We start from the raw sequence: 19,625 nt of genomic DNA, 5'->3' as shown, positions 1-19,625 counted from the left end.
GAGGCACTGTTCCACCATGCTGAATAGTTACAAGGCGACTTACGAAACGCACCGCCCGGCAGGCCGGCTACTGTGCTTCAGCCCGAATCCGGGCGATTTCATCCTTGATCATGGATTCCGCGAGGTCCGGCACCACTTCCCAAACCACCCGCTCCACGATACTGCCGGCCAAACGTTCCAGAACCTGCCCGGCAACGCGCTCGACGATACGGGTCAAATCCTCTTCGCTCAGAGCCTGGAGGCGTTCTTCGGCGCTCGGAACGGGACCCGCTGCCGCGATCGGCTCGGCCAAGCCTGGTGCGACGACCGAAATTTCATCAGCGCCAATAGCCGGAGTTTCCTGCCAGGCATCCAACCCGCCAACGTGGAAATCGGTCGCCTCGATGGTCGCCGGCGCCTCGGCAAAGTTATCCTCGAACCCGAAATCGACGGTATCGACCTCCTCGGGCAATTCGGCGGCCGGTTGCGCCAACCGGGAAATCAGGCCGCTATCCTGAAAGAACGCCAGGCCGTTGGTGCTCCGAACCTCCGCGTCTGCCGCCGCAGCGCCGGAAGCCTCTCCCCCATGCGCGGTTTCTTGCTCGCCGAAGGGGGGCCAGGTTGCATCGGCCAATTCATCAACCCCCGGCTCGTCAATCTGGTCTTCGACCTCTTGCGGCTCTTGGTAGGACAACCATTGCGGAGTACCCTGCGGCTCATCCATCGTCGGCGGAAATGCCGGTGCCGCCATGTCCTCCTCGGCCATCAACTCATCGAGGGAGGGCACCTCGTCGGTGCCCGGGCCGACATCCGGCGCGGTCGGTGCGGGTGCATCGAGACCGGACAGATCAGGCTCGGGCTCAAAGTACTCTTCCATGATGTCGCTTTCATCAAGAAAGAGAATTTCATCGTCGTCGTCCTCCGGCCACGCCTCGGCGTCCGACAACATGTTCCCAGCCGGCCCAGCGGACGTTGCCGGCGGCTCCTGAATCTCCGCAGACCAGTCCCCGAAAGCGGCGGCATGGGGCTCGCCGTCACCCAACGCCTCCGCGTCTCGAGCTGCAACCACTGCGGCCAGTTCCTGATCGTCCCACCCCATCGCCGCCGGCACGGCGTCGGCCAACTCCGGGCCGGGGGCAGGCGTGGCAACAAAGGGTTCCGGCTCCTGAAAACCGGGAAGCTCCTCCCACATGTCGGCCGCGGCCGGCGCGGCGGGCGCCGCCGGTTCTGCAACGGAAGGCACCGGACGCGCCATGGCCTGGACCAGAAGGTCCTCGATTTTGTCGAGCAGGGACTGGGATTCGAAGGGCTTGGCAATCCAGCCATCGGCCCCGACCATGCGGGCACGCGCCTCGTCAAAGGGCTCGAAGGCCCCCGTCAGCAGCAAAACCGGAACATTCCGCAACTCCGGCTCCTGCTTGACCGCGGCGCACAGTTCATAGCCGTTTTTCCCGGGCATGACGACGTCGGCAAGAATCAGATCGGGCCGCCGCAAACGGGCTTCCTGGAGGGCGGCATCACCGTTGCTCACGGTGGTCAGGTCGAGGTTCTCACCGGTGCAAATGATCCCGACAACCTTCTGGATGGTCACACTGTCATCGGCCAGCAACAGCTTTTTATTCATTCAAGCCTCCTGCGCCCCATGATAAAGAAGACGGCTGTATTTGAAACGGTTCCCGGCATCCTGCCTCCGGCTGCAACGACTGCCGCCCCCGATTCACAAGGAGCAACCCAGCCGGCTTTACAGCCCGCAGACAGGCACGACCGGTTCTGCCTGACCAAATCATCCGGCCCCAAGTGGCCCGACAACGGAAGACAATGGATCTGCCTGACAAAAGCCCCTCATGGGCACGCATCGCAATGGATAAAAAAACGGTTCAACGCTAACACAGGGATCCTGACCTGTCAAGTTTATTAAGCGGAAAATTCAATAGGTTATGCCCTCTCGGGAAAACCTTGCCGGGGGCCTGAAGAAGACCGGCGGGGCACCCTGAGGAAGGTGTTCCGGGACCTGAATTGCCCGCCAAGCATACCACGCGATCCCTTTTGAAAAAACCATTTTGCGGCCCGTTCCATGCCCATGACGTCTAATTTTTATACACTTAAACCAAACCTGGAGCACCGCTGACTATATTTTAGACATCCCAGCCATCACCGAACACCCCGCCACCATCGTCCGGGCAACCGCGGGACAACCGCTACGACCGACAACAGAAAAGGCCGTCAATTGCCATCGGCAGGCCGTCAAAAGCGTATACGGCTCCACGTCAGGGCCATTTCATCCAAATTTCCAACCCGTTACGGAACTCCCAAAGAAAGGGGCAAGCAGCCGGAAAGTTGCTGATCTACCCGGTAATTGATTGAATTTTCCCGGCAAGGCTGTTAGCATGGAGCGGTTAAGTCATGTTCGTTCCCTGCGAACCGCTCCCGAGACGTGCCCGGTGAACGTGCTCAATCCTTCATCATCATGGCTGCCGGCGGCTGCAATCGGCCCGACAAGGCATAATTCCGTTCCATTGGAGTAATTCATGTTCGAAGTTCTGCAAAACGACACGCTGGCGCCCAATGTCCACCGTATGGTCATCAGGGCACCGCGCATAGCCAAGGCCCGTCAACCGGGCCAGTTCGTCATTGTCCATCCGGAGGCCGGTGGAGAACGTGTACCCTTGACCATCGGCGATGCCGACCCGGTGGCCGGAACCATTACCCTGTTCATCCAGGCCGTGGGAGCCACAACCCTGAAAATCACCAGTACTCCGGTGGGCGAAAGCCTGCGGGACATCGCCGGCCCCCTTGGCAAGGCCACGGATATCGAACATTGGGGCCGGGTCGTGTGCGTCGGCGGCGGCCTCGGTACGGCGGTCCTGTACCCCCTGGCCAAGGCTTTGGCGGCCGGCGGCAACGAAGTGACCACCATCATCGGCGGTCGTTCGGAGCCCTACATCATCCTGGCCGACGAGCTGGCGGTTTTTTCCCAAGTGCTTATCGCCACCGAGGACGGCAGCGCCGGACAGCAGGGCTTTGTGACCAACGTCCTGCAGGATCTCATCGACGACCCGGAGCGGCGCCCGGCCGCGGTCTTTGCCATCGGCCCGGTGCCCATGATGCGGGCCGTTGCGGAGTTGACCCGGCCCTATGGCATCAAGACCATCGTCAGCCTCAACCCCATCATGATCGATGGCACCGGCATGTGCGGCGGCTGTCGCGTCAAGGTCGGCGAAGAAACCAAATTCGCCTGCGTCGATGGTCCGGAATTCGACGGCCATCAGGTCGACTTCAAGCTGCTGATGGACCGGCTGACCATGTACCGGGAACAGGAAGCTGTTCTGCTGGAGGAATTGCCCCAGGAACTGCGTGACAAAATCATCAAGGTCAAGCGATAACATACCATGAAAAAGACTCTCTCCCCCAAAGAACGGATGGCTATCGAGCGGGTGCGCATGCCCGAGCAGGACCCGCAACAGCGCAACACCAATTTCGCGGAAGTCAACCTCGGTCTGACCGAAGAACAGGCCATCCGCGAAGCGCAACGCTGCCTGCTGTGCAAGAACCGGCCCTGTGTGGCCGGTTGCCCGGTACGGGTTCGGATTCCCGAATTCATTGCCGCCCTGGCGGAAGGCAATCTTCCCGAAGCGGCGCGCATCCTGCTAGCCGACAATACCCTGCCGGCGGTCTGCGGCCGGGTCTGTCCTCAGGAAACCCAGTGCGAAGCGGTTTGCGTGCGGGGCGCCAAAGGCGCTCCGGTGGCCGTCGGCTACCTGGAGCGGTATGTGGCCGATTGGGCCATGGCCCACCCCGACCAACTGCCCCATGAACCGCTGCCGGCGCCGACCGGAAAGAAGGTCGCCATCGTCGGTTCCGGTCCGGCCGGTCTGACCATGGCCGGAGAACTGGCCCGCATGGGACACGCGGTGACGGTTTTCGAAGCTCTGCACGAAACCGGCGGCGTGTTGCGTTACGGCATTCCGGAATTCCGGCTGCCGAAGCGCATCGTCGACCTGGAGGTCGCGCGCCTGACAGCCCTCGGCGTGGAAATCGAGTGCAATGTCGTGGTCGGCAAGACCCTCACCCTGGACGAACTGCGGCGGGACTTCGATGCCGTATTCATCGGCAACGGGGCGGGCCTGCCAGTCATGCTCGACATCCCCGGCGAGAACCTCAAGGGGGTCTATTCCGCCAATGAATACCTGACCCGCGTCAACCTGATGGCGGCCTGGCGCAGCGACCGCCCCACGCCCATCATCCACGGCAAGAGGGTGGTCGTCATCGGCGGCGGCAATACCGCCATGGATGCGGTGCGGACCTCGCGGCGCCTGGGCGCCGAGCGCTCCATCATCCTCTATCGCCGCACGGAGGCGGAGATGCCGGCCCGCATCGAGGAAATCCACCACGCCAAGGAAGAGGGCATCGAATTCATCCTGCTGGCGGCGCCCCTGGAGATCCTCGGCAACGAGCAGGGCTGGGTCAGGGGCTTGCTCTGTCAGCGCATGGAACTGGGCGAACCGGATGCTTCCGGCCGCCGCCGCCCGGTCCCCATTCCCGGCGACACCTTCGAACTGGAAGTAGACGTGGTGGTCAATGCCATCGGCACGCGTGCCAATCCGCTGCTGACCGCCACCGCACCGGACCTGAAGCTCAACAAGTGGGGCAACATCGAAACGGACGAAAACGGTGCCACCAACCTGCCCGGCGTCTTCGCCGGCGGCGACATCGTCCGCGGCGGCGCCACGGTCATCCTGGCCATGGGCGACGGCAAAACGGCGGCCCGCTCCATCGATGAATATCTTCAGAAGAAGGGCGACCACACTGCCAAACAATAGGCAGCAGATTCACCCCCAAATCTTTCCAAACTTAACTAGGCCCGTGCAACGGAGTTGCACGGGCCTAGTATTTTGCACAAATTCGCAGAACAGCAATAAAAAACGGGAACCCGCATCACTGCAAGTTCCCGTAATTTTGGTTTTGGTAGCGGGGGCAGGATTTGAACCTGCGACCTTCGGGTTATGAGCCCGACGAGCTACCAAGCTGCTCCACCCCGCGTCAAGAGTTGGGATAGTACGTCAATCGCCAAGCCATGTCAAATCTTTTTTCAGCAATCTTTTTCCAGTACCCTGGAAGGCTCAGCGCGCCCGGACGATGGTGGACGTGGCCAGTCGGTCCGCCTTGATGGCGGCGGCACTGCTGTTGGCAGCCTCGCGACTGGTGAAGGGTCCGGCATAAATACGGTACCAGTAGCCTTTTTCCCCCAGGTTGACGCCTTCCACATAGGCGGGGAAGCCCTTCTGGGCCAGGCGATCCCGCAAGCCGTCGGCAGCACTTTTTTCCTTCAGGGAAGCCACTTGCACCACATACAGGGCACCGCTGTCGGACTTGGCGGGGGCCGTTTTTTTCTCGGCCGGCGGCGCGGGGGTGGGCGCTACGGCCGGCGCGGGTTTGGGTGTTACGGCCTTGGGGGCCGGAACACTGGCCGTTACCGGCCGGGGAGCTGTTGCCGTGGCAGCCGTCGGGGCGGAAGCCGCCGCGGGCCGGGGAGTGGATGTTGCAGACGCGGATGCCTTGGACGGCTCGCTCCCGGAACCGGGCGGCAGGTTGATGCCGCTGCCGAGAGGCGGCTGCTTGCCCTGGGGCAGGCTGTCATAAAAGGTCAGTTGCGATGCACTGGAATCGTCCGTCACAACGGTTTCGGTGATACCGTCGCCGGGCTCCTCGGTCACCGGCTCCGGCGGGGCGGGAATGGCAATCCGCTGCGGTTCAGCCGTCGTCACCGCGGCCACCGGGGCCTCTCCGCGTCCGCCCCGACCTACCATCACCCCCAAGGAAAAACTGACCAGGGCCACAACCAGGGCCAATATCAGCAACAGCAAGCTCTGGCGCTTTTCCATCCGCCTCTGGGTGCGCAATCCAACCTGACGATTCATGGCAACTCCCCCTACATGGTTTCTGGCGCTGACACTCCCAACAACAGCAGAGCATTCTGCAGCACGGTTCGAACACAGTTTACCAGATAGAGCCGCGCTCGGCTGGTTTCCGGATCCTCACTCAGGACCCGCTCCTTGTTGTAGTAGCTGTGGAACCTGGCCGCCAGATCCTGCAGATAAAACACGATGCGGTGCGGCTCAAAATGCCGCGCCGCCCCGGCTACCGTTTCCGGATAGCGGTCCAGCGCCTTGGCGAGGGCCAGTTCCTCATCGAGAGTCAGCCGATCGACATCCACCTGGCCCAGTTCCGGCGGCTGCAGGCCCTGATCCCGGGCGTTACGATTGATGCTGCAGATCCGGGCATGGGCATATTGGACATAATATACCGGATTTTCATTGCTTTGTTTTTTTGCCAATTCCAGGTCGAAATCCAGTTGGCTGTCGGAACGGCGCATGAGGAAAAAGAACCGGCAGGCGTCTCGGCCGACCTCGTCGATGACTTCGCGCAGGGTCACAAACTCGCCGGATCGGGTGCTCATGGCTACCTGCTGGCCGTCGCGCAACAGGTTAACCAGTTGCACCAGGATAATCTGCAGATCCTCGGGGTTGCGTCCCAGCCCGGCCAACATGGCCTTCATGCGAGGCACATAGCCATGGTGGTCGGCACCCCAGACATCCACTACCAGGTCGAAACCACGCTCGAATTTTTCCTTGTGATAGGCCACATCGGAGGCAAAATAGGTGGTGGCTCCGTTGGAACGCACCAGCACCCGGTCCTTGTCGTCGCCATAATCGCTGGTGCGCAACCACAGCGCACCTTCCTGTTCGTAGGTCAGACCGCGCTCCTTGAGCAGGGCGATGCCTGCTTCGACTTCGCCCCGATCATACAGACCCTGCTCGCTGTACCAGTTGTCGAAGCCTACCCCGAAAGCCTGCAAATCCTCTTCGATGCCGTTCCGGATCCGACCGCCGCCATATTCGGCAAAATGGCGGATGGCCTGTTTTTCCGGCAATTCCAGCAATCGTTCCCCGTCCCGCTCCAACACCTCGCGGGCCAAATCCTTGATGTAGACCCCCTGATAGCAGTCCTGGGGGAATGCAATGTCTTCTCCCAAAAGCTCGCGGTACCGCAGATACAGAGAACGTCCCAGGGTATCCATCTGGTTGCCGGCATCATTGATATAGTATTCTCGTTGCACCTGGTATCCCGCAGCCTGCAGCACCGAAGCCACGGCATCTCCCGTGGCGGCGCCCCGACCATGGCCGATATGCAGGGGACCGGTCGGGTTGGCACTGACGAACTCGACCTGCACCTTGCGTCCTGCGCCCTGTTGACCGCAGCCGTAGCTGCGCCCCTGACGCACCACCTCATCCAGCACGCCGAACCAGCACCGCGGGGTCAGAAAGAAATTGATGAATCCCGGGCCCGCAATCTCGACCCGATTCCAAAGGCCGTCGCCCTGCCCCAGAGCGGCCACCAGCGCTTCGGCCACTTTGCGAGGCGCCTGTTTCTCCTCCCTGGCCAACAGCATGGCCACATTGGTGGAAAAATCGCCATGCTCGACATGGGCCGGAACTTCGACGGTGAAATCGGGGCAATGTCCCGAGTGCAGCTGCCCCTGGCTGAAACAGCTCTGTAGCGCCCGTCTGATATGCTGCTGCAAACGTTCTTTCATGGATGATTCTTTCTGTTGAATTTATGGTTTGGTGCGGAACCGCGAAACGGTCGGAGCCTGCCGAAACCGGGCCTTCCAGCCTGGCAGCTGAAAATAGGGTATGTTAGCGTTCCGGCAAGCTCCCTGTCAAGCAGCGTGCCACAGAAAAAAACCCGGCTGGTGCCGGGTTTAAAAACAGGGAGGCGATGATGACGCCCATCCGCCGCCATAGTGTTCCAATCAGGGTTTGGGAGGCGCCGGAGCCTGATCCGATTTCCCGGAATCGTCGGGAAACTGGTAAACGATTTCATCCTCTTTTACCATCCCCAGTTCCTGACGGGCGATATTTTCTATATATCGCCGGTCCGATTGCAAACGCTGTGCCTCCGCCTGCAAACGGCGGTTGGTATCTTCCTGGCGCGCTACCTGCTGCTCCAAATCGGCGCGCTGCCGCCTGGCCTGCAACATGCGCAGCACGCCTTTTTCGCCAAACAAAGCCACAGCCAGTATCAAAACAATGATGACAATGGGCACCAGGGGCATTCGGGATGTAGGGAACCGCTTTTTTTCCTGGGGCTTGCTATTCGACATGATTTTCCTCCACCGGTCACACCTGATTGCTGAATGAGCCCATCCCGAGTCTTTCGCCAATTCGTACGTCGAAAAGATCCCTTCCCGATTGCCGTTTCCCATGCCCGCCGGTAGCGTCCGTCAACCGCAGGCAGGTCAGTTCAGAACAAGCTTATCGCGGATTTTATCAAAGGTGGCGCGACCGACGCCCTTGACCTTGAGCAGATCCTCGATCTTCTTAAACGGACCATTGGCCTCCCGGTATTCCACGATGCGCTGGGCGGTAACCGGCCCGATTCCCGCCAGGGACTGCAGTTGCTTGGCGCTGGAGCGGTTGAGTGAAACGGTTTTGGCAACCGCCTTGGTGGCGGGAGCCGGGTCGGCCGACCAGACGGTCATGGGTGACACGGCAAACGTTCCCAAAACCATCAACATGACTACACATAACTTTCTCATGGAACCTCCTTTTCAGATTGGATAACTGGGGCTGCATCATATCCCGGTGGCTGAAAACCCGTCGACACCCAGTTAACACGATCCCATGAAATAGATCAATGAAATTTTATAAATTTTCCTCGTCCAGCGCCATGGCTTGCCTAGCAGACTTCTGCGCAAGCGGCGGTCCCTTGGCCGGCTACAGTTCCGTCACACCCTCGTCCGTGCGCCGTCCCAGACGACTGCCGTAATTGGCCACCCGGCCAAGTCCGGTCAGCGCCAGACCGAACAGAATCTGCTGATCGTCCCGGCGATCGCGCCAGGTCAGGAACAGACTCCAGCACTGCGCCCGATATTCCAGGTTGACGAGGTTCTCCAGGGTGACGCTGCCGTCCAGGGCGTAGCGCTGCTCGTAGCTGACATACACCGGTTTCAGCCAGGAGGTTTCAGCCCGGGCGGCCAGATACTCGTTGACGTCCCGAGCATAGCGGTATCGCAGGGCCAGGAGATTTCCCCGCTGGTCGTCAATCCCGCCTTCGGCGTTGAGCACCAGTAAGCCTCGGTCGCCGACCAGATCATAGCGGGTATCGATATCCACGTAACTCTGGCGGGTGGGCCGCACAATCAGCTCCGCCCGCAGGTCGGACCAGCGGGACTCCTGCCCTTCCGGTTCCAGCAGCCCATGCCAGGAAGGCTTCAGATCGTAATTCTGGGCCAGGCGAAAATAGAGGATCTCGCGATAATCGACCTCTCCCGAGGTACTTTCCGAACGGGCGGTGAGGCGGTTGACGATGCCGAGACTGACCGTATTGCGACGGCCGATAAAATCGGCGCTTTCGAATTGCGGCAGGCTGCCCTGATCGACTTTCGGAATGTAGACATAACCGACTTCCGGCTGCATGACATGCTGGATTTTATCCACGCCCCAGCGGTTCCAATCATAGACCCGCGACAGACGGGTTCCCAGGCGCAGGGACAGGTCGGGCACCCCCTGGTGCTCCCGGCTGTCGGATTCGCTGTAGAAACGCTCCCGATAGCCGATTTCGGCGCCGGCCTCAAGCCAGCCCCAGGGGTTGAATTCGGCGGAGAAGGCCGGTCGGACACCGATACGCCCCCCCTTGAGCCCTTCTTCCTGCCACAGATAGGCCCCGTCGGCATCAAGGCGATAGTAGAAAGGGGTATAGCCGAGGCGCCGCCGGATCATGGCAAACTGAACCTCCGGCAACCGCTGCAGGGTCAGGTCGTTGTCATCCTTGAGCTGGCGGACATAGCGCACCTGCCCGGCCAGATTGTTCTTGCCCCAGTTGCGGCTGGCGGCCACCACCGATTCGGCCGTATCGCGGTTGTAATCACCGGCCGCCTCGCCGAAATTATCGAAAAAATCGCGGCTGCTGACGTATTCCACATCCGCCGTCAGCCACACCTGGCCGGGCAGCGTGCCACTGTGCTGCCACTCGAAGGCCAGTTGATCGCTTTCGCCGCGCAACCCGCTGACATGGTAGGCTTTGGCTTCGCCTTCATTGTCGTGGCCCAGAAAGTATCGGAACTCCAGCCCCTTGCCGACTCCCAGCTTGGATAGATAATCGACGTAAAAGGTCGCATCCAGATGTCGATCGAGCACCTGGTAATAGGCCAGGGACAGTTCCAGGCCCCGTTTGTCCGAATGACCGAAGCGGGGCATGAGGAGTCCGGATTCCCGTTCGAGTTTGACCGGATAGCCGATAATGGGCAGGTAAAAAACCGGAACATCATGGATATGAAACAGCACGTGGCGGGCCCAGGCATATTCGCCGACCGTCACATCCAGCCGCCGGGCGCTGAATTTCCAGGACGGCCGTTCGCCGTCGCAGGTGGTAAAGGTGCCGTCCTGAACCCGGTAACGGTATTTTCCCAACCGCTCGAGTTCGGCGCCGGCAACGTGAAAATTGGGTTGGGTCACGAAAATGCGGCCGTTACTGATGCGGCCGGTTTCATTTTCCAGGTTGAGTTGCAGCGCCTCACCGGTGACCACCCCCTCCGGACTTTCCAGCCGAACGGCACCGAAAGCCGCGGCATCACCGGTTTCGGTATGATATTCAACCCGATCGGCAATCAGCGTCTGCTCCCCTTTACTGAGATGCACGTCACCCAAGGCTTCATACATGCCGCGCTGCGGATCGAAACGGACCTCTTCAGCCTGCAGTTCAACCGGTTCCCGGCTACTCCCAGACTCCGGGGTTTGCCCCCAGGCACCGCCAAACGGCAGCAGGCAAAAAACCCCCACCAGGGCAAGCCGCCCCCAACCTTTAGTGTTCAGCACGGTACGTCTCCTGCGTCATAAGATATTCACGGGCCTCAGCCACCAGGAACAGGGACCCGGCCACCAGCACCAGGTCCCCAGCATCGCTGTCCGCCAGAGCCGCGCTCAGGGCCGCCGCCGGGGAGACCAAAACCTCGGCCGGTTTTCCCGCCGCGCGCGCCAGTTCAGCCAATTCGATGGGCGCCACCGCCTCCGGCACCCGCGGTGCGGTGCAGTACAGATGCGTCACCAGCGGCAGCAACGGAGCCAAAAGGTCCGCCGCCCGACGCGGGCCCTTCATGCCTACGACCCAGCGAACGGCGCCGGGACGGAGGTCCATGAGATAATCGGCCAGAACCCGCGCCCCGCCCTCGTTGTGGGCCCCGTCGAGCAGAATGCGCTGCCGGCCGCCCCACCATTCCAGGCGCCCGGGCCAGCGCACTGCCTGAACCCCCTCCCGTATGGCCTGTTCCTGCAGGGGTCGGTTGCCGGCACAGAACAGGCTGCAGGCGGCGATGGCTACGGCCAGGTTGTGGTGCTGATGGCGTCCGGGAAGACCGGGTTGCAGATTCGGCAGTTGCAGGCCCAAGCCCTGAAAATCGAATCCCTCCGCATGACTGGTGCATTGGAAGTCCCGCTGCCAGAGGACGGCCGGAGCGCCGCTCTGTCCACAGCGGGCCAGCAGTACCTCCAGGGCTTCGGGCGGCTGGGCACCGATCACCACCGGCGTACCAGGCTTGACGATACCGGCCTTTTCCGCGGCAATGGCCGCCAGGCTGGAACCAAGATGCTCGGCATGATCGAGGCAGATGGGCGTAATCACCGACACCGCCGGGGTGACGACATTGGTTGCATCCAGGCGGCCGCCCATCCCCACTTCCAGCACCACCGCATCCACTGCCTGACGCTGAAAATATAGCAGAGCCAGGGCGGTGGTGAACTCGAAAAAAGTCAGGGGCAGGCCGGTGCCGGCTTCCCGAAGCTCCGCCGTCAGGGTGGCGACCCGAGTCTCCGGGATGGGTTGGCGATTGATTTGGATGCGTTCCGTGAAAGAGTGCAGATGGGGGGAGGTATACAGTCCGGTGGAACGCCCGCTGCGCTGCAGAATGGATGCAGCCGCAGCGGCGGTGGACCCTTTGCCGTTGGTGCCGGCGACATGGAGAATCGGCAGACCGGCTGCAGGCTGTCCAAGGCGGTCCAGCAAGCTCCGGATATTGTCCAGGCCGAGCTTGATGCCGAAGCGCTGCAGACCATACAGGTAATCCAGGCTCTGCCGAAAGTCCATGACTCAGTTCTTCATGAAAATATTGAGAACCTGCGCCAGCCGGGCTTTCATCTCCGGCCGCCGGACAATCATATCGACCATGCCATGCTCCAACAGATATTCGGAACGCTGAAATCCTTCGGGTAGCTTCTGGCGGATGGTCTGCTCGATGACCCGGGGGCCGGCAAAGCCGATGAGGGCCCGTGGTTCGGCCATGTTGATGTCTCCCAGCATGGCGAAACTGGCCGTGACCCCGCCGGTGGTCGGATCCGTCAGGACTGAAATGAAAGGCAGCCCGGCGGCCTTGAGGCGCGCCAGAGCGGCACTGCTTTTGGCCATCTGCATCAGGGACAGAATGCTTTCCTGCATCCTCGCTCCCCCGGAGGAAGAAAACACCAGGCAGGGACAACGGTTAGCCAGAGCCTGTTCAATGGCCCGAGTCACCTTCTCACCGACCACCGAGCCCATGCTGCCGCCCATGAAACCAAAATCGAACACCGCCATCACCACCGGCAGAGCGTCGATGGTCCCTTCGCCCCACAGCACGGCATCCTTCAATCCGCTGGCCAGAATAGCCAGCTTGATGCGATCCCGGTACCGTTTGGTGTCCCGGAAATCGAGGAAATCGACGGACTGCATGTCGGCGTCGTGTTCGACAAAGGAACCTTCATCCAGCACCAGAGCGATCCGTTCCCGGGCCGAAATGCGAAAATGGTAGTCGCATTTGGGGCACACGTTCTGGTTGCGCTCGATTTCCTTGGCATAAATAATTTCATTGCAGTGGGGACATTTACGCCAGACGCCCTCGGGCATCTTCACTTTTTTGCTGGCAACAGGCACGATGGGCGCCTTGGACTTCTGAAACCAGGCCATCTTTATCCCTCGAAGGCTAGAGCGTGAAAAATGGTGTCAGCCGGCTTTGGCCCGGTCCATGCCTTCACGCAGGGACCGGATAAAAGCTTTCACCCGGGGCAGCAATTCCGGCGCGTCACCGCATTCGGCGATGATTTTGACCAGGGCACTGCCCACCACCACGGCATCGGCAAACTGGGCCACCGCGCCGGCATCTTCCGGCGTGGTAATGCCAAAACCAACGGCGACCGGCACAGGGCTGCCCTTTCGAAGAGCACGCACCTGCTCTTCGATGGCTCGGACATCAACCTGCTGGACCCCGGTAACACCGGTCATGGACACGAAATAGAGGTAGCCCTCCCCCACTGCCCGCAACCGCGCCATACGCTCGGGCGGGGTGGTCGGCGCCAGCAGGGTGATAAGCCGTAGACCGGCCTGTCGAAAGGCAGTATGCACTTCTCCCGCTTCTTCGGGCGGCAGATCCACCAACAAGACGCCATCCACGCCGGCCTCGGCCGCCTCCATCGCAAACCGCTCTACACCAAAGCGAAAAACGGGATTGAAATAACCCATCAGGACAATGGGGACATTGGTATGTTTCCGTACCTGCCGCACCATCTCCAGAATCCCGGCCAAGGTGGCTCCGGCCGCCAGCGCCCGCTCCGAGGCAGCCTGAATGGTCGGACCATCCGCCATGGGGTCGGAGAAGGGCACCCCCAGCTCGATGAGATCGGCACCGCTTTCCACCAGCGCATGAATCAGTTGTTCGGTGATACCCATTGCGGGATCACCGGCGGTGATGAAGGGGATCAACGCCCGGGCGCCGCTCCGCTGCAATTGTTCAAAGGTCGCTTCGATGCGTCCCATGGTTCCTTCCTGTTGGCTCGCCATTAAAAAGGTTGTTCAACGGAATGCTCATCCACGGCAGCCCCTGCCGCCAGCGCCTGGACGGCCTCCAGCAATTCCAGAAACATGACCGCCGTCATACGGCCGGTCTGCACGTTGTAGCGGCTGGTATGGTAACAGGCCACCAGCCAGAGCCCGTTCGACAATCGGTAACGCGCCCCATGGGCAAAAGGGTAGTCCGCGACCCGTTGGATAATACCCTGTTCGCGGCACAGTCGCAGATAGCTGTCATAGGCACCGCGGCCCAGGGCCACCACCACCTGCAAGCGGTTCAGCTTGGCCTGCTCCATGGCCAAAAAGGGGCGACAGCAGGCAAACTCCGCCGGCGCCGGCTTGTTTCCCGGCGGCGCGCACTTGACCGCGTTGCTGATATAGAGATCGCGCAGAGCCAAACCGTCCCCCAAGGCGGTCGCCGATGGTTGGCTGGCGAGACCGGTCTGATACAGCAGGGGATACATGAAGTCCCCGGCGCCATCACCGGTGAACGGCCGCCCGGTGCGGTTCGCGCCATGGGCACCGGGCGCCAGACCGAGGATCCAGATGCGCGCCTGGCGGTCGCCGAAACCGGCCACCGGCCGATTCCAGTACTCCGCCCGTCCGCGGCCACGTGCCGGGGGCAGCTGGTCCAGGTAGGCCGCCAGACGCGCGCAACGCCGGCAGGCGGCTAATTCTTCAAGCGCGGCGACGCTCACGAACCGCTGCTTTCCGGGGCCTCGGTCGAGGTTTTTTTGGCTCCGCCCCGCCGCCGCCGGGCCCGCTTGCGCGGGGTTGCTGCGCCCTCTTCCCTGACCTTGGCCGGCTTGCCCATGCCGGGCTTGGTCGGCCCTGGTTTGCGCCCCTTGGCCGCCTTGCGGGACGGGGCATAGGGCTGGTAATTGGTGACGAAATCTTCATCGACGGGGAATACGGCAGGGATGGGGTGACCGATATACGCCTCGATGTCGGCCAGGTAAAAGACCAGATCCTCGTCGGCGAAACTGATGGCCTTGCCGCTGGCTCCGGCCCGGGCGGTGCGCCCGATGCGATGCACGTAGTCCTCGGGATCCTGGGGCAGGTCATAGTTGACGACGTGGGTCACGCCGTCGACATGAATGCCGCGGGACGCCACATCCGTAGCCACCAGGAACCGGAGCTTGCCCTCTTTGAAATCGGTCAGAATGCTCATCCGCTTCTTTTGCAGGATGTCGCCGGAAATGATCGCTGCCTGCTGCCCGTTGGCCTGCAGGCGGCCGGCCAGGTGCTCGGCCTCGCGCTTGGTATTGACGAACAGCAGCACCCGGCTGGCATCCGCCTCGCGCTGCAGCAGCCCCAACAGCAACCCGAATTTCTCCCGCCGCGAGACGTGATAAAGGATCTCTTCGACCTGCTCGGCGGTGACCTTTTCGGGCGCGATCTTGACCTTTTCAGCCAAGTCCATGAATTCCCAGGCCAATTCCATCACCCGCCGCGACAGGGTGGCGGAAAACAGCATGGTCTGGCGTCGCTCGAAAGGCGGCAGCTTGCGCAGAATATAACGCAAATCCTTGATGAAGCCCATATCGAACATGCGATCCGCTTCATCGATGACCACCGCCTCGATGCGATCAAAATTGAACACCCGCTGTTTGGCATAGTCGATAAGGCGCCCCGGGGTGGCAATGATGATATCCACGCCATCCTTGAGGGCCTGGCGCTGCTTGTCGTAATCGACGCCACCGAAAATGGCCTGAATTTTGAAATCGCAAAAGGCCCCGAGGCCCTTGGCGTCCTCCGCAATCTGCACCACCAGTTCCCGGGTCGGCGCCATGATCAGGGCCCTGGGTCCCTGGCTGGCGCGCGGCCCGCCGCGCAGCAGCCGGGCAAACAGGGAGATGAGAAAAGCGGCCGTTTTACCGGTGCCGGTCTGGGCCTGGGCGGCGACATCCTTGCCGGCCAGGGCCAGGGGGATGGATTGCTCCTGAACCGGAGTCAAATCCGTGAATCCAACCGCCGCGATGCCTTGTTGCACCGCTTCAGGCAGATTCAGTTCGGAAAATTTCATGTTTTGTCCTGTCTAAAGTTCCACGCCCATGACCTCGGCCACGGTGTGGATGTCCTTGTCGCCCCGCCCGGAAAGGCAGACGACGATGATTGCATCGCGCGGCATGGTTGGTGCCATTTTGACAACTTGGGCGATGGCATGGGAACTTTCCAGCGCCGGCAGAATGCCTTCCAACTCGGTCAGCAGGCGGAAGGCCGCCAGGGCCTCGTCATCGGTGATGGACACATATTCCGCGCGGCCGATGCTGTGCAGATACGAGTGTTCCGGACCGACCCCGGGATAGTCGAGGCCGGCGGATACGGAATGGGCATGACTGATCTGCCCTTCCTCGTCTTGCAGTAAATAGGTCTTGTTGCCGTGCAACACGCCGACGGAACCGGCGCCGATACTTGCGGCATGCTTGCCCGTTGCCACGCCCAGACCGGCCGCTTCGACGCCGAACAGGCGCACCTGCCGGTCCTCGACAAAGGGATGGAACAGGCCCATGGCATTGGAACCGCCGCCGACACACGCCACGGCGGCGTCCGGCAGACGGCCTTCGGCGGCCAGAATCTGGGCCCGCGCCTCACGGCCGATGACCGCCTGAAAATCCCGGACCATGGCCGGATAGGGATGGGGTCCGGCGACGGTGCCGATGACGTAAAAGGTGTCGCGCACCCGGGTCACCCAATGACGCAGCGCCTCATTCATGGCATCCTTCAAGGTTGCCGCGCCGCTGGTAACGCCATGCACCTTGGCCCCCAGCAGTTTCATGCGAAAGACATTCAAGGCCTGGCGGCGAATATCCTCCGTGCCCATGAACACCTCGCACTCCATGCCGAACAGAGCTGCAACGGTGGCGGTCGCAACCCCATGTTGGCCGGCGCCGGTTTCGGCGATCACCCGCTGCTTGCCCATGCGCCGGGCTAAAAGAGCCTGTCCGACGGTATTGTTGACCTTGTGGGCGCCGGTATGGTTGAGATCCTCCCGCTTGAGGTATACTTTCGCGCCGCCCAGGTGCTCGGTCAATCGGCGGGCCAGATACAAGGGACTGGGACGACCGACATAGTCGCGCAAGTAGCCGTCCAGTTCCTGCTGAAAGGCCGGATCGGCCGCCGCCGCCTGGTAGGCGGATTCCAGTTCGAACAGAGCCGGCATCAGGGTTTCGGCCACATATCGGCCGCCGAACTGACCGAAATGACCATCGGAATCGGGAAAACGGTACATTTATTTACTCCATAAGAGTTCGGGCATTGTGGATAAAGGCCGCCACCCGCCGGGGATCCTTGCGGCCGGGAGCGCGCTCCACACCGCTGGAGACATCCACTCCGTAAGGCGCAACCTGCTGCACGGCCTGACGGACGTTGTCCGGCTCGAGACCTCCCGCCAGAATGACCCGTCGGCGACGGGCTATTGCGGCCGCCACCTGCCAGTCACAGCGCTGTCCGGTGCCACCGTAGGTACCCGCCACCCAGGCATCCAGCAGGATGGTCGTTGCCGGATAGGCAGCCAGCGCCTGTACGCTGCCGGCATCGCGCAAACGCACCGCCTTGACCACCCTTCGATGTGTTGCGATCAGGGCACCACAATCGGCCGGACTTTCATCGCCGTGCAACTGTATCACATCCAGTCCGCAGTCCTGGGCCACGGTTCGAATCTCCAACACCGGTCGATTGACAAACAGACCTACGGTCGTGACCAGCGGCGGCAACGCGGCAATAATGTCCGCGGCCTGCGCCGGCGTCACACAACGGGGGCTGGCCGGATGAAAGACGAAGCCCAGTGCATCGGCGCCACAGTCTGCCGCGTGCAGAGCATCCTCAAGGCAGGTAATGCCGCAGATTTTAATCCGGAGCGAGGCCATCGTTTGCTACCTGCCTGGAAAAAGGCGGCCGGCGCCAGCGCCGTTCAACCCGGAAGAAGACGTCAATCCTTCAGCAGCGACGTCAGTTTGGCCGCGACATCCGCCTCCCGCATCAGGCTTTCGCCGATGAGAAACGCCTGGGCACCGGCCTGCTGCAACCGGCGGATGTCGGCACGATGGCGGAGGCCACTTTCCGCAACGACCAGACGCCCTGCGGGAATCAGGGGCAGCAAACGCTCGGTGGTCGCCAAATCGGTATGAAAGGTCTGCAAGTTACGATTATTGATGCCAAGCATGGCGGCCGGAACTTGCAGCGCCCGCTCCAGTTCGGCTTCATCATGCACTTCGAGCAGCACATCGAGCTCCAGTTCCCCCGCCAGCCGGGAGAACTCCTGCAAGCGGGAGAGATCCAGAGCGGCGGCAATGAGCAGTACCGCGTCGGCGCCAAAAGCCCGCGCCTCATAAATCTGATAGGCATCGACGATAAAGTCCTTGCGCAGCAGAGGCAGGTCCACCGCCGCACGAATCGACGCCAGATAATCGAGGTGACCGAAGAAAAATCGTTCGTCCGTAAGTACCGAAAGACAGGCGGCGCCGGCTTCCTGATAGACCCGGGCGATGGCTATCGGGTCGAAATCGGACCGGATGATGCCCTTGGATGGCGAGCCCTTCTTGACTTCGGCAATGATGGCGGTGCCGGTCTCACTGCGTCGGCGCAGCGCCGCGGCGAACCCCTTCACCGGTGGCTGCACCCGGATCTGTTCGCACAGGCGGTTCAGAGAACGCTGCTGACTGGCCCTGGCTACTTCCGCCTGCTTGTGCTGCAATATGTCGTCGAGTATCACTGATTGGTCATCCTGATGAGAGCCTCGAGTTTTGCCAGCGCCCGCCCGGACGAAAGGGCCTCGGCAGCCTGTGACACCCCGTCGGCAATGGTATCGGCGCGGCCGGCGGCCACCAGGGCAAAAGCGCTGTTGAGCAGGACGATATCGCGGCGCGGCCCCGCAACGCCTTCTAGAACCCCCCGAACCAAATCGGCGTTGCAACGCGCATCGCCACCCTTTAAGGCATCCAGGGAGCAGATCTCAAAACCAAAATCCTCCGGAGACACGCCATAGACCCGATATTGGCCGTCGCGGATTTCCGCCACCCGGGTGGAGTTGGTCAGAGTGATCTCGTCCATGCCGTCCAATCCGTGGACGACAAAGCCGCGCTTGCAGCCCAACCGGCAGAGAACATCCGCCAGGGTGGCCACCAGTTCTTCCCGATAGACCCCGAGCACCTGCCGATCGGCGCCGGCGGGATTGGTCAGGGGACCGAGCAGATTGAAAATGGTACGGATGCCGATTTCCTTGCGCGGGCCGATGGCATGGCGCATGGCCCCATGCAACGCCGGCGCGAACAGAAAGCCGATGCCCAACTCGTCGATGCAACGCTCCACCGTCTCCACCGGGACATCCAGATTGAGGCCCAAGGCTTCCAGGACGTCGGCGCTGCCGCACAGGGAGGAAACGCTGCGATTGCCGTGTTTGGCGACCCGTACCCCACAGGCCGCGACGACGAAGGCCACCGTGGTGGAAATGTTGAAACTTTTGGTGCCACTGCCCCCGGTGCCACAGGTATCGAGCACCGTCGTCATGGTTTCCAGATCCAGGTTGATGTCCTCGCGGTCCAGATCCAGCACCCGGCCGACCCGGACCGGCGTCACCCGATCCCGCATCACGCGGGCCGCACCGGTGATTTCATCAACCGTTTCGCCCTTCATTCGCAGGGCAACAATCAAGGCGGCGATCTGCGCCGGCGTCGCTTCGCCGCCCATGATCTGATCCATGACCGAGATCATCTGGGATTCGGAAAGGTCTTGGCCTTCCACCACCTGTGCAATGGCCTGCTTGATCATGCCGT

Annotated in this window: 17 protein-coding genes and 1 tRNA gene; 2 read left to right on the top strand and 16 right to left on the bottom strand. The window is 61.7% G+C overall.

From position 1 onward, the window contains the following. Positions 1-67: 67 nt before the first annotated feature. Positions 68-1,603: a response regulator gene (locus JQN68_RS05930; protein ID WP_225071503.1), complete on the bottom strand. Its 1,536-nt coding sequence runs from the start codon at positions 1,601-1,603 to the stop codon at positions 68-70. A 904-nt stretch (positions 1,604-2,507) separates the two neighbouring features. Here JQN68_RS05930 and JQN68_RS05925 point away from each other — a divergent pair. Both JQN68_RS05925 and gltA read left to right on the top strand, forming a co-directional pair. After that, the gene (locus JQN68_RS05925) at positions 2,508-3,362 is read left to right on the top strand and encodes a sulfide/dihydroorotate dehydrogenase-like FAD/NAD-binding protein (RefSeq protein WP_225071504.1); all 855 of its coding nucleotides are present in this window, start codon (positions 2,508-2,510) and stop codon (positions 3,360-3,362) included. 6 nt (positions 3,363-3,368) lie between these two features. Next, positions 3,369-4,799: an NADPH-dependent glutamate synthase gene (gene gltA, locus JQN68_RS05920; RefSeq protein ID WP_225071505.1), complete on the top strand. Its 1,431-nt coding sequence runs from the start codon at positions 3,369-3,371 to the stop codon at positions 4,797-4,799. A 143-nt stretch (positions 4,800-4,942) separates the two neighbouring features. On the opposite strand, the gene JQN68_RS05915 is transcribed toward gltA, so the two are convergent. From JQN68_RS05915 to trpD, 15 genes are all read right to left on the bottom strand, one after another. Beyond that, a tRNA-Met gene (locus JQN68_RS05915) sits at positions 4,943-5,019 on the bottom strand. 80 nt (positions 5,020-5,099) lie between these two features. Next, positions 5,100-5,897 carry an SPOR domain-containing protein gene (locus JQN68_RS05910; RefSeq protein ID WP_249621054.1) on the bottom strand — a complete coding sequence of 266 codons (798 nt, stop codon included), beginning with the start codon at positions 5,895-5,897 and terminating at the stop codon, positions 5,100-5,102. Positions 5,898-5,908: 11 nt separating this feature from the next. Then, positions 5,909-7,573 carry an arginine--tRNA ligase gene (gene argS / locus JQN68_RS05905; RefSeq protein WP_225071507.1) on the bottom strand — a complete coding sequence of 555 codons (1,665 nt, stop codon included), beginning with the start codon at positions 7,571-7,573 and terminating at the stop codon, positions 5,909-5,911. 219 nt (positions 7,574-7,792) lie between these two features. Next, entirely contained in the window at positions 7,793-8,143 is a 351-nt protein-coding gene (locus JQN68_RS05900; protein WP_225071508.1) for an FtsB family cell division protein, read from the bottom strand. A 135-nt stretch (positions 8,144-8,278) separates the two neighbouring features. Further along, positions 8,279-8,578, bottom strand: a complete 300-nt coding sequence (locus JQN68_RS05895; RefSeq protein WP_225071509.1) for a ComEA family DNA-binding protein — start codon at positions 8,576-8,578, stop codon at positions 8,279-8,281. Positions 8,579-8,756: 178 nt separating this feature from the next. Then, a complete protein-coding gene (locus JQN68_RS05890) occupies positions 8,757-10,856 on the bottom strand; it encodes an LPS-assembly protein LptD (protein ID WP_225071510.1) in 2,100 nt (699 codons plus the stop codon). After that, on the bottom strand, positions 10,843-12,120 hold the full coding sequence (locus JQN68_RS05885) for a bifunctional folylpolyglutamate synthase/dihydrofolate synthase (protein ID WP_225071511.1): 1,278 nt from the start codon (positions 12,118-12,120) through the stop codon (positions 10,843-10,845). Before JQN68_RS05885 ends, JQN68_RS05890 begins: the two co-directional genes overlap by 14 nt. Before the next feature lie 3 nt (positions 12,121-12,123). Next, positions 12,124-12,972, bottom strand: coding sequence for an acetyl-CoA carboxylase, carboxyltransferase subunit beta (gene accD, locus JQN68_RS05880; protein WP_225071512.1), 849 nt, complete (start codon positions 12,970-12,972; stop codon positions 12,124-12,126). Between the two features lie 36 nt (positions 12,973-13,008). Then, positions 13,009-13,818: a tryptophan synthase subunit alpha gene (gene trpA / locus JQN68_RS05875; RefSeq protein WP_225071513.1), complete on the bottom strand. Its 810-nt coding sequence runs from the start codon at positions 13,816-13,818 to the stop codon at positions 13,009-13,011. Between the two features lie 23 nt (positions 13,819-13,841). Continuing rightward, positions 13,842-14,549 (bottom strand): uracil-DNA glycosylase, encoded by a 708-nt coding sequence (locus JQN68_RS05870; protein ID WP_225071514.1) that lies wholly within the window; start codon positions 14,547-14,549, stop codon positions 13,842-13,844. Further along, positions 14,546-15,877, bottom strand: a complete 1,332-nt coding sequence (locus JQN68_RS05865) for a DEAD/DEAH box helicase (protein WP_225071515.1) — start codon at positions 15,875-15,877, stop codon at positions 14,546-14,548. Before JQN68_RS05865 ends, JQN68_RS05870 begins: the two co-directional genes overlap by 4 nt. Before the next feature lie 12 nt (positions 15,878-15,889). Continuing rightward, positions 15,890-17,083: a tryptophan synthase subunit beta gene (trpB, locus tag JQN68_RS05860; RefSeq protein WP_225071516.1), complete on the bottom strand. Its 1,194-nt coding sequence runs from the start codon at positions 17,081-17,083 to the stop codon at positions 15,890-15,892. Between the two features lie 4 nt (positions 17,084-17,087). Further along, complete coding sequence (locus tag JQN68_RS05855; protein ID WP_225071517.1) at positions 17,088-17,720, bottom strand: phosphoribosylanthranilate isomerase; 633 nt, start codon at positions 17,718-17,720, stop codon at positions 17,088-17,090. A gap of 62 nt (positions 17,721-17,782) precedes the next feature. Further along, positions 17,783-18,565, bottom strand: coding sequence for an indole-3-glycerol phosphate synthase TrpC (trpC, locus tag JQN68_RS05850; protein ID WP_225071518.1), 783 nt, complete (start codon positions 18,563-18,565; stop codon positions 17,783-17,785). Further along, a complete protein-coding gene (gene trpD, locus JQN68_RS05845) occupies positions 18,562-19,620 on the bottom strand; it encodes an anthranilate phosphoribosyltransferase (RefSeq protein WP_225071519.1) in 1,059 nt (352 codons plus the stop codon). Before trpD ends, trpC begins: the two co-directional genes overlap by 4 nt. Positions 19,621-19,625 lie beyond the last annotated feature (5 nt).

The organism is Desulfuromonas sp. CSMB_57 (genome assembly GCF_020194955.2).
In the GTDB taxonomy this organism is placed as follows: Bacteria; Desulfobacterota; Desulfuromonadia; order Desulfuromonadales; family Syntrophotaleaceae; genus JAFCIY02.
Note: the sequence above shows the minus strand (reverse complement) of the source record. Positions and strands in the feature narration are given on the sequence as shown.

Bases quoted from the DNA above. Each gene is read 5' to 3' on its own strand.
- JQN68_RS05895 (WP_225071509.1), bottom strand. From the start codon at position 8,578: ATGAGAAAGTTATGTGTAGTCATGTTGATGGTTTTGGGAACGTTTGCC.
- JQN68_RS05865 (WP_225071515.1), bottom strand. From the start codon at position 15,877: ATGAAATTTTCCGAACTGAATCTGCCTGAAGCGGTGCAACAAGGCATC.
- trpB (WP_225071516.1), bottom strand. From the start codon at position 17,083: ATGTACCGTTTTCCCGATTCCGATGGTCATTTCGGTCAGTTCGGCGGC.
- JQN68_RS05925 (WP_225071504.1), top strand. From the start codon at position 2,508: ATGTTCGAAGTTCTGCAAAACGACACGCTGGCGCCCAATGTCCACCGT.
- JQN68_RS05910 (WP_249621054.1), bottom strand. From the start codon at position 5,897: ATGAATCGTCAGGTTGGATTGCGCACCCAGAGGCGGATGGAAAAGCGC.
- accD (WP_225071512.1), bottom strand. From the start codon at position 12,972: ATGGCCTGGTTTCAGAAGTCCAAGGCGCCCATCGTGCCTGTTGCCAGC.
- argS (WP_225071507.1), bottom strand. From the start codon at position 7,573: ATGAAAGAACGTTTGCAGCAGCATATCAGACGGGCGCTACAGAGCTGT.
- JQN68_RS05930 (WP_225071503.1), bottom strand. From the start codon at position 1,603: ATGAATAAAAAGCTGTTGCTGGCCGATGACAGTGTGACCATCCAGAAG.
- JQN68_RS05855 (WP_225071517.1), bottom strand. From the start codon at position 17,720: ATGGCCTCGCTCCGGATTAAAATCTGCGGCATTACCTGCCTTGAGGAT.
- gltA (WP_225071505.1), top strand. From the start codon at position 3,369: ATGAAAAAGACTCTCTCCCCCAAAGAACGGATGGCTATCGAGCGGGTG.
- trpD (WP_225071519.1), bottom strand. From the start codon at position 19,620: ATGATCAAGCAGGCCATTGCACAGGTGGTGGAAGGCCAAGACCTTTCC.
- trpA (WP_225071513.1), bottom strand. From the start codon at position 13,818: ATGGGACGCATCGAAGCGACCTTTGAACAATTGCAGCGGAGCGGCGCC.
- JQN68_RS05900 (WP_225071508.1), bottom strand. From the start codon at position 8,143: ATGTCGAATAGCAAGCCCCAGGAAAAAAAGCGGTTCCCTACATCCCGA.
- JQN68_RS05885 (WP_225071511.1), bottom strand. From the start codon at position 12,120: ATGGACTTTCGGCAGAGCCTGGATTACCTGTATGGTCTGCAGCGCTTC.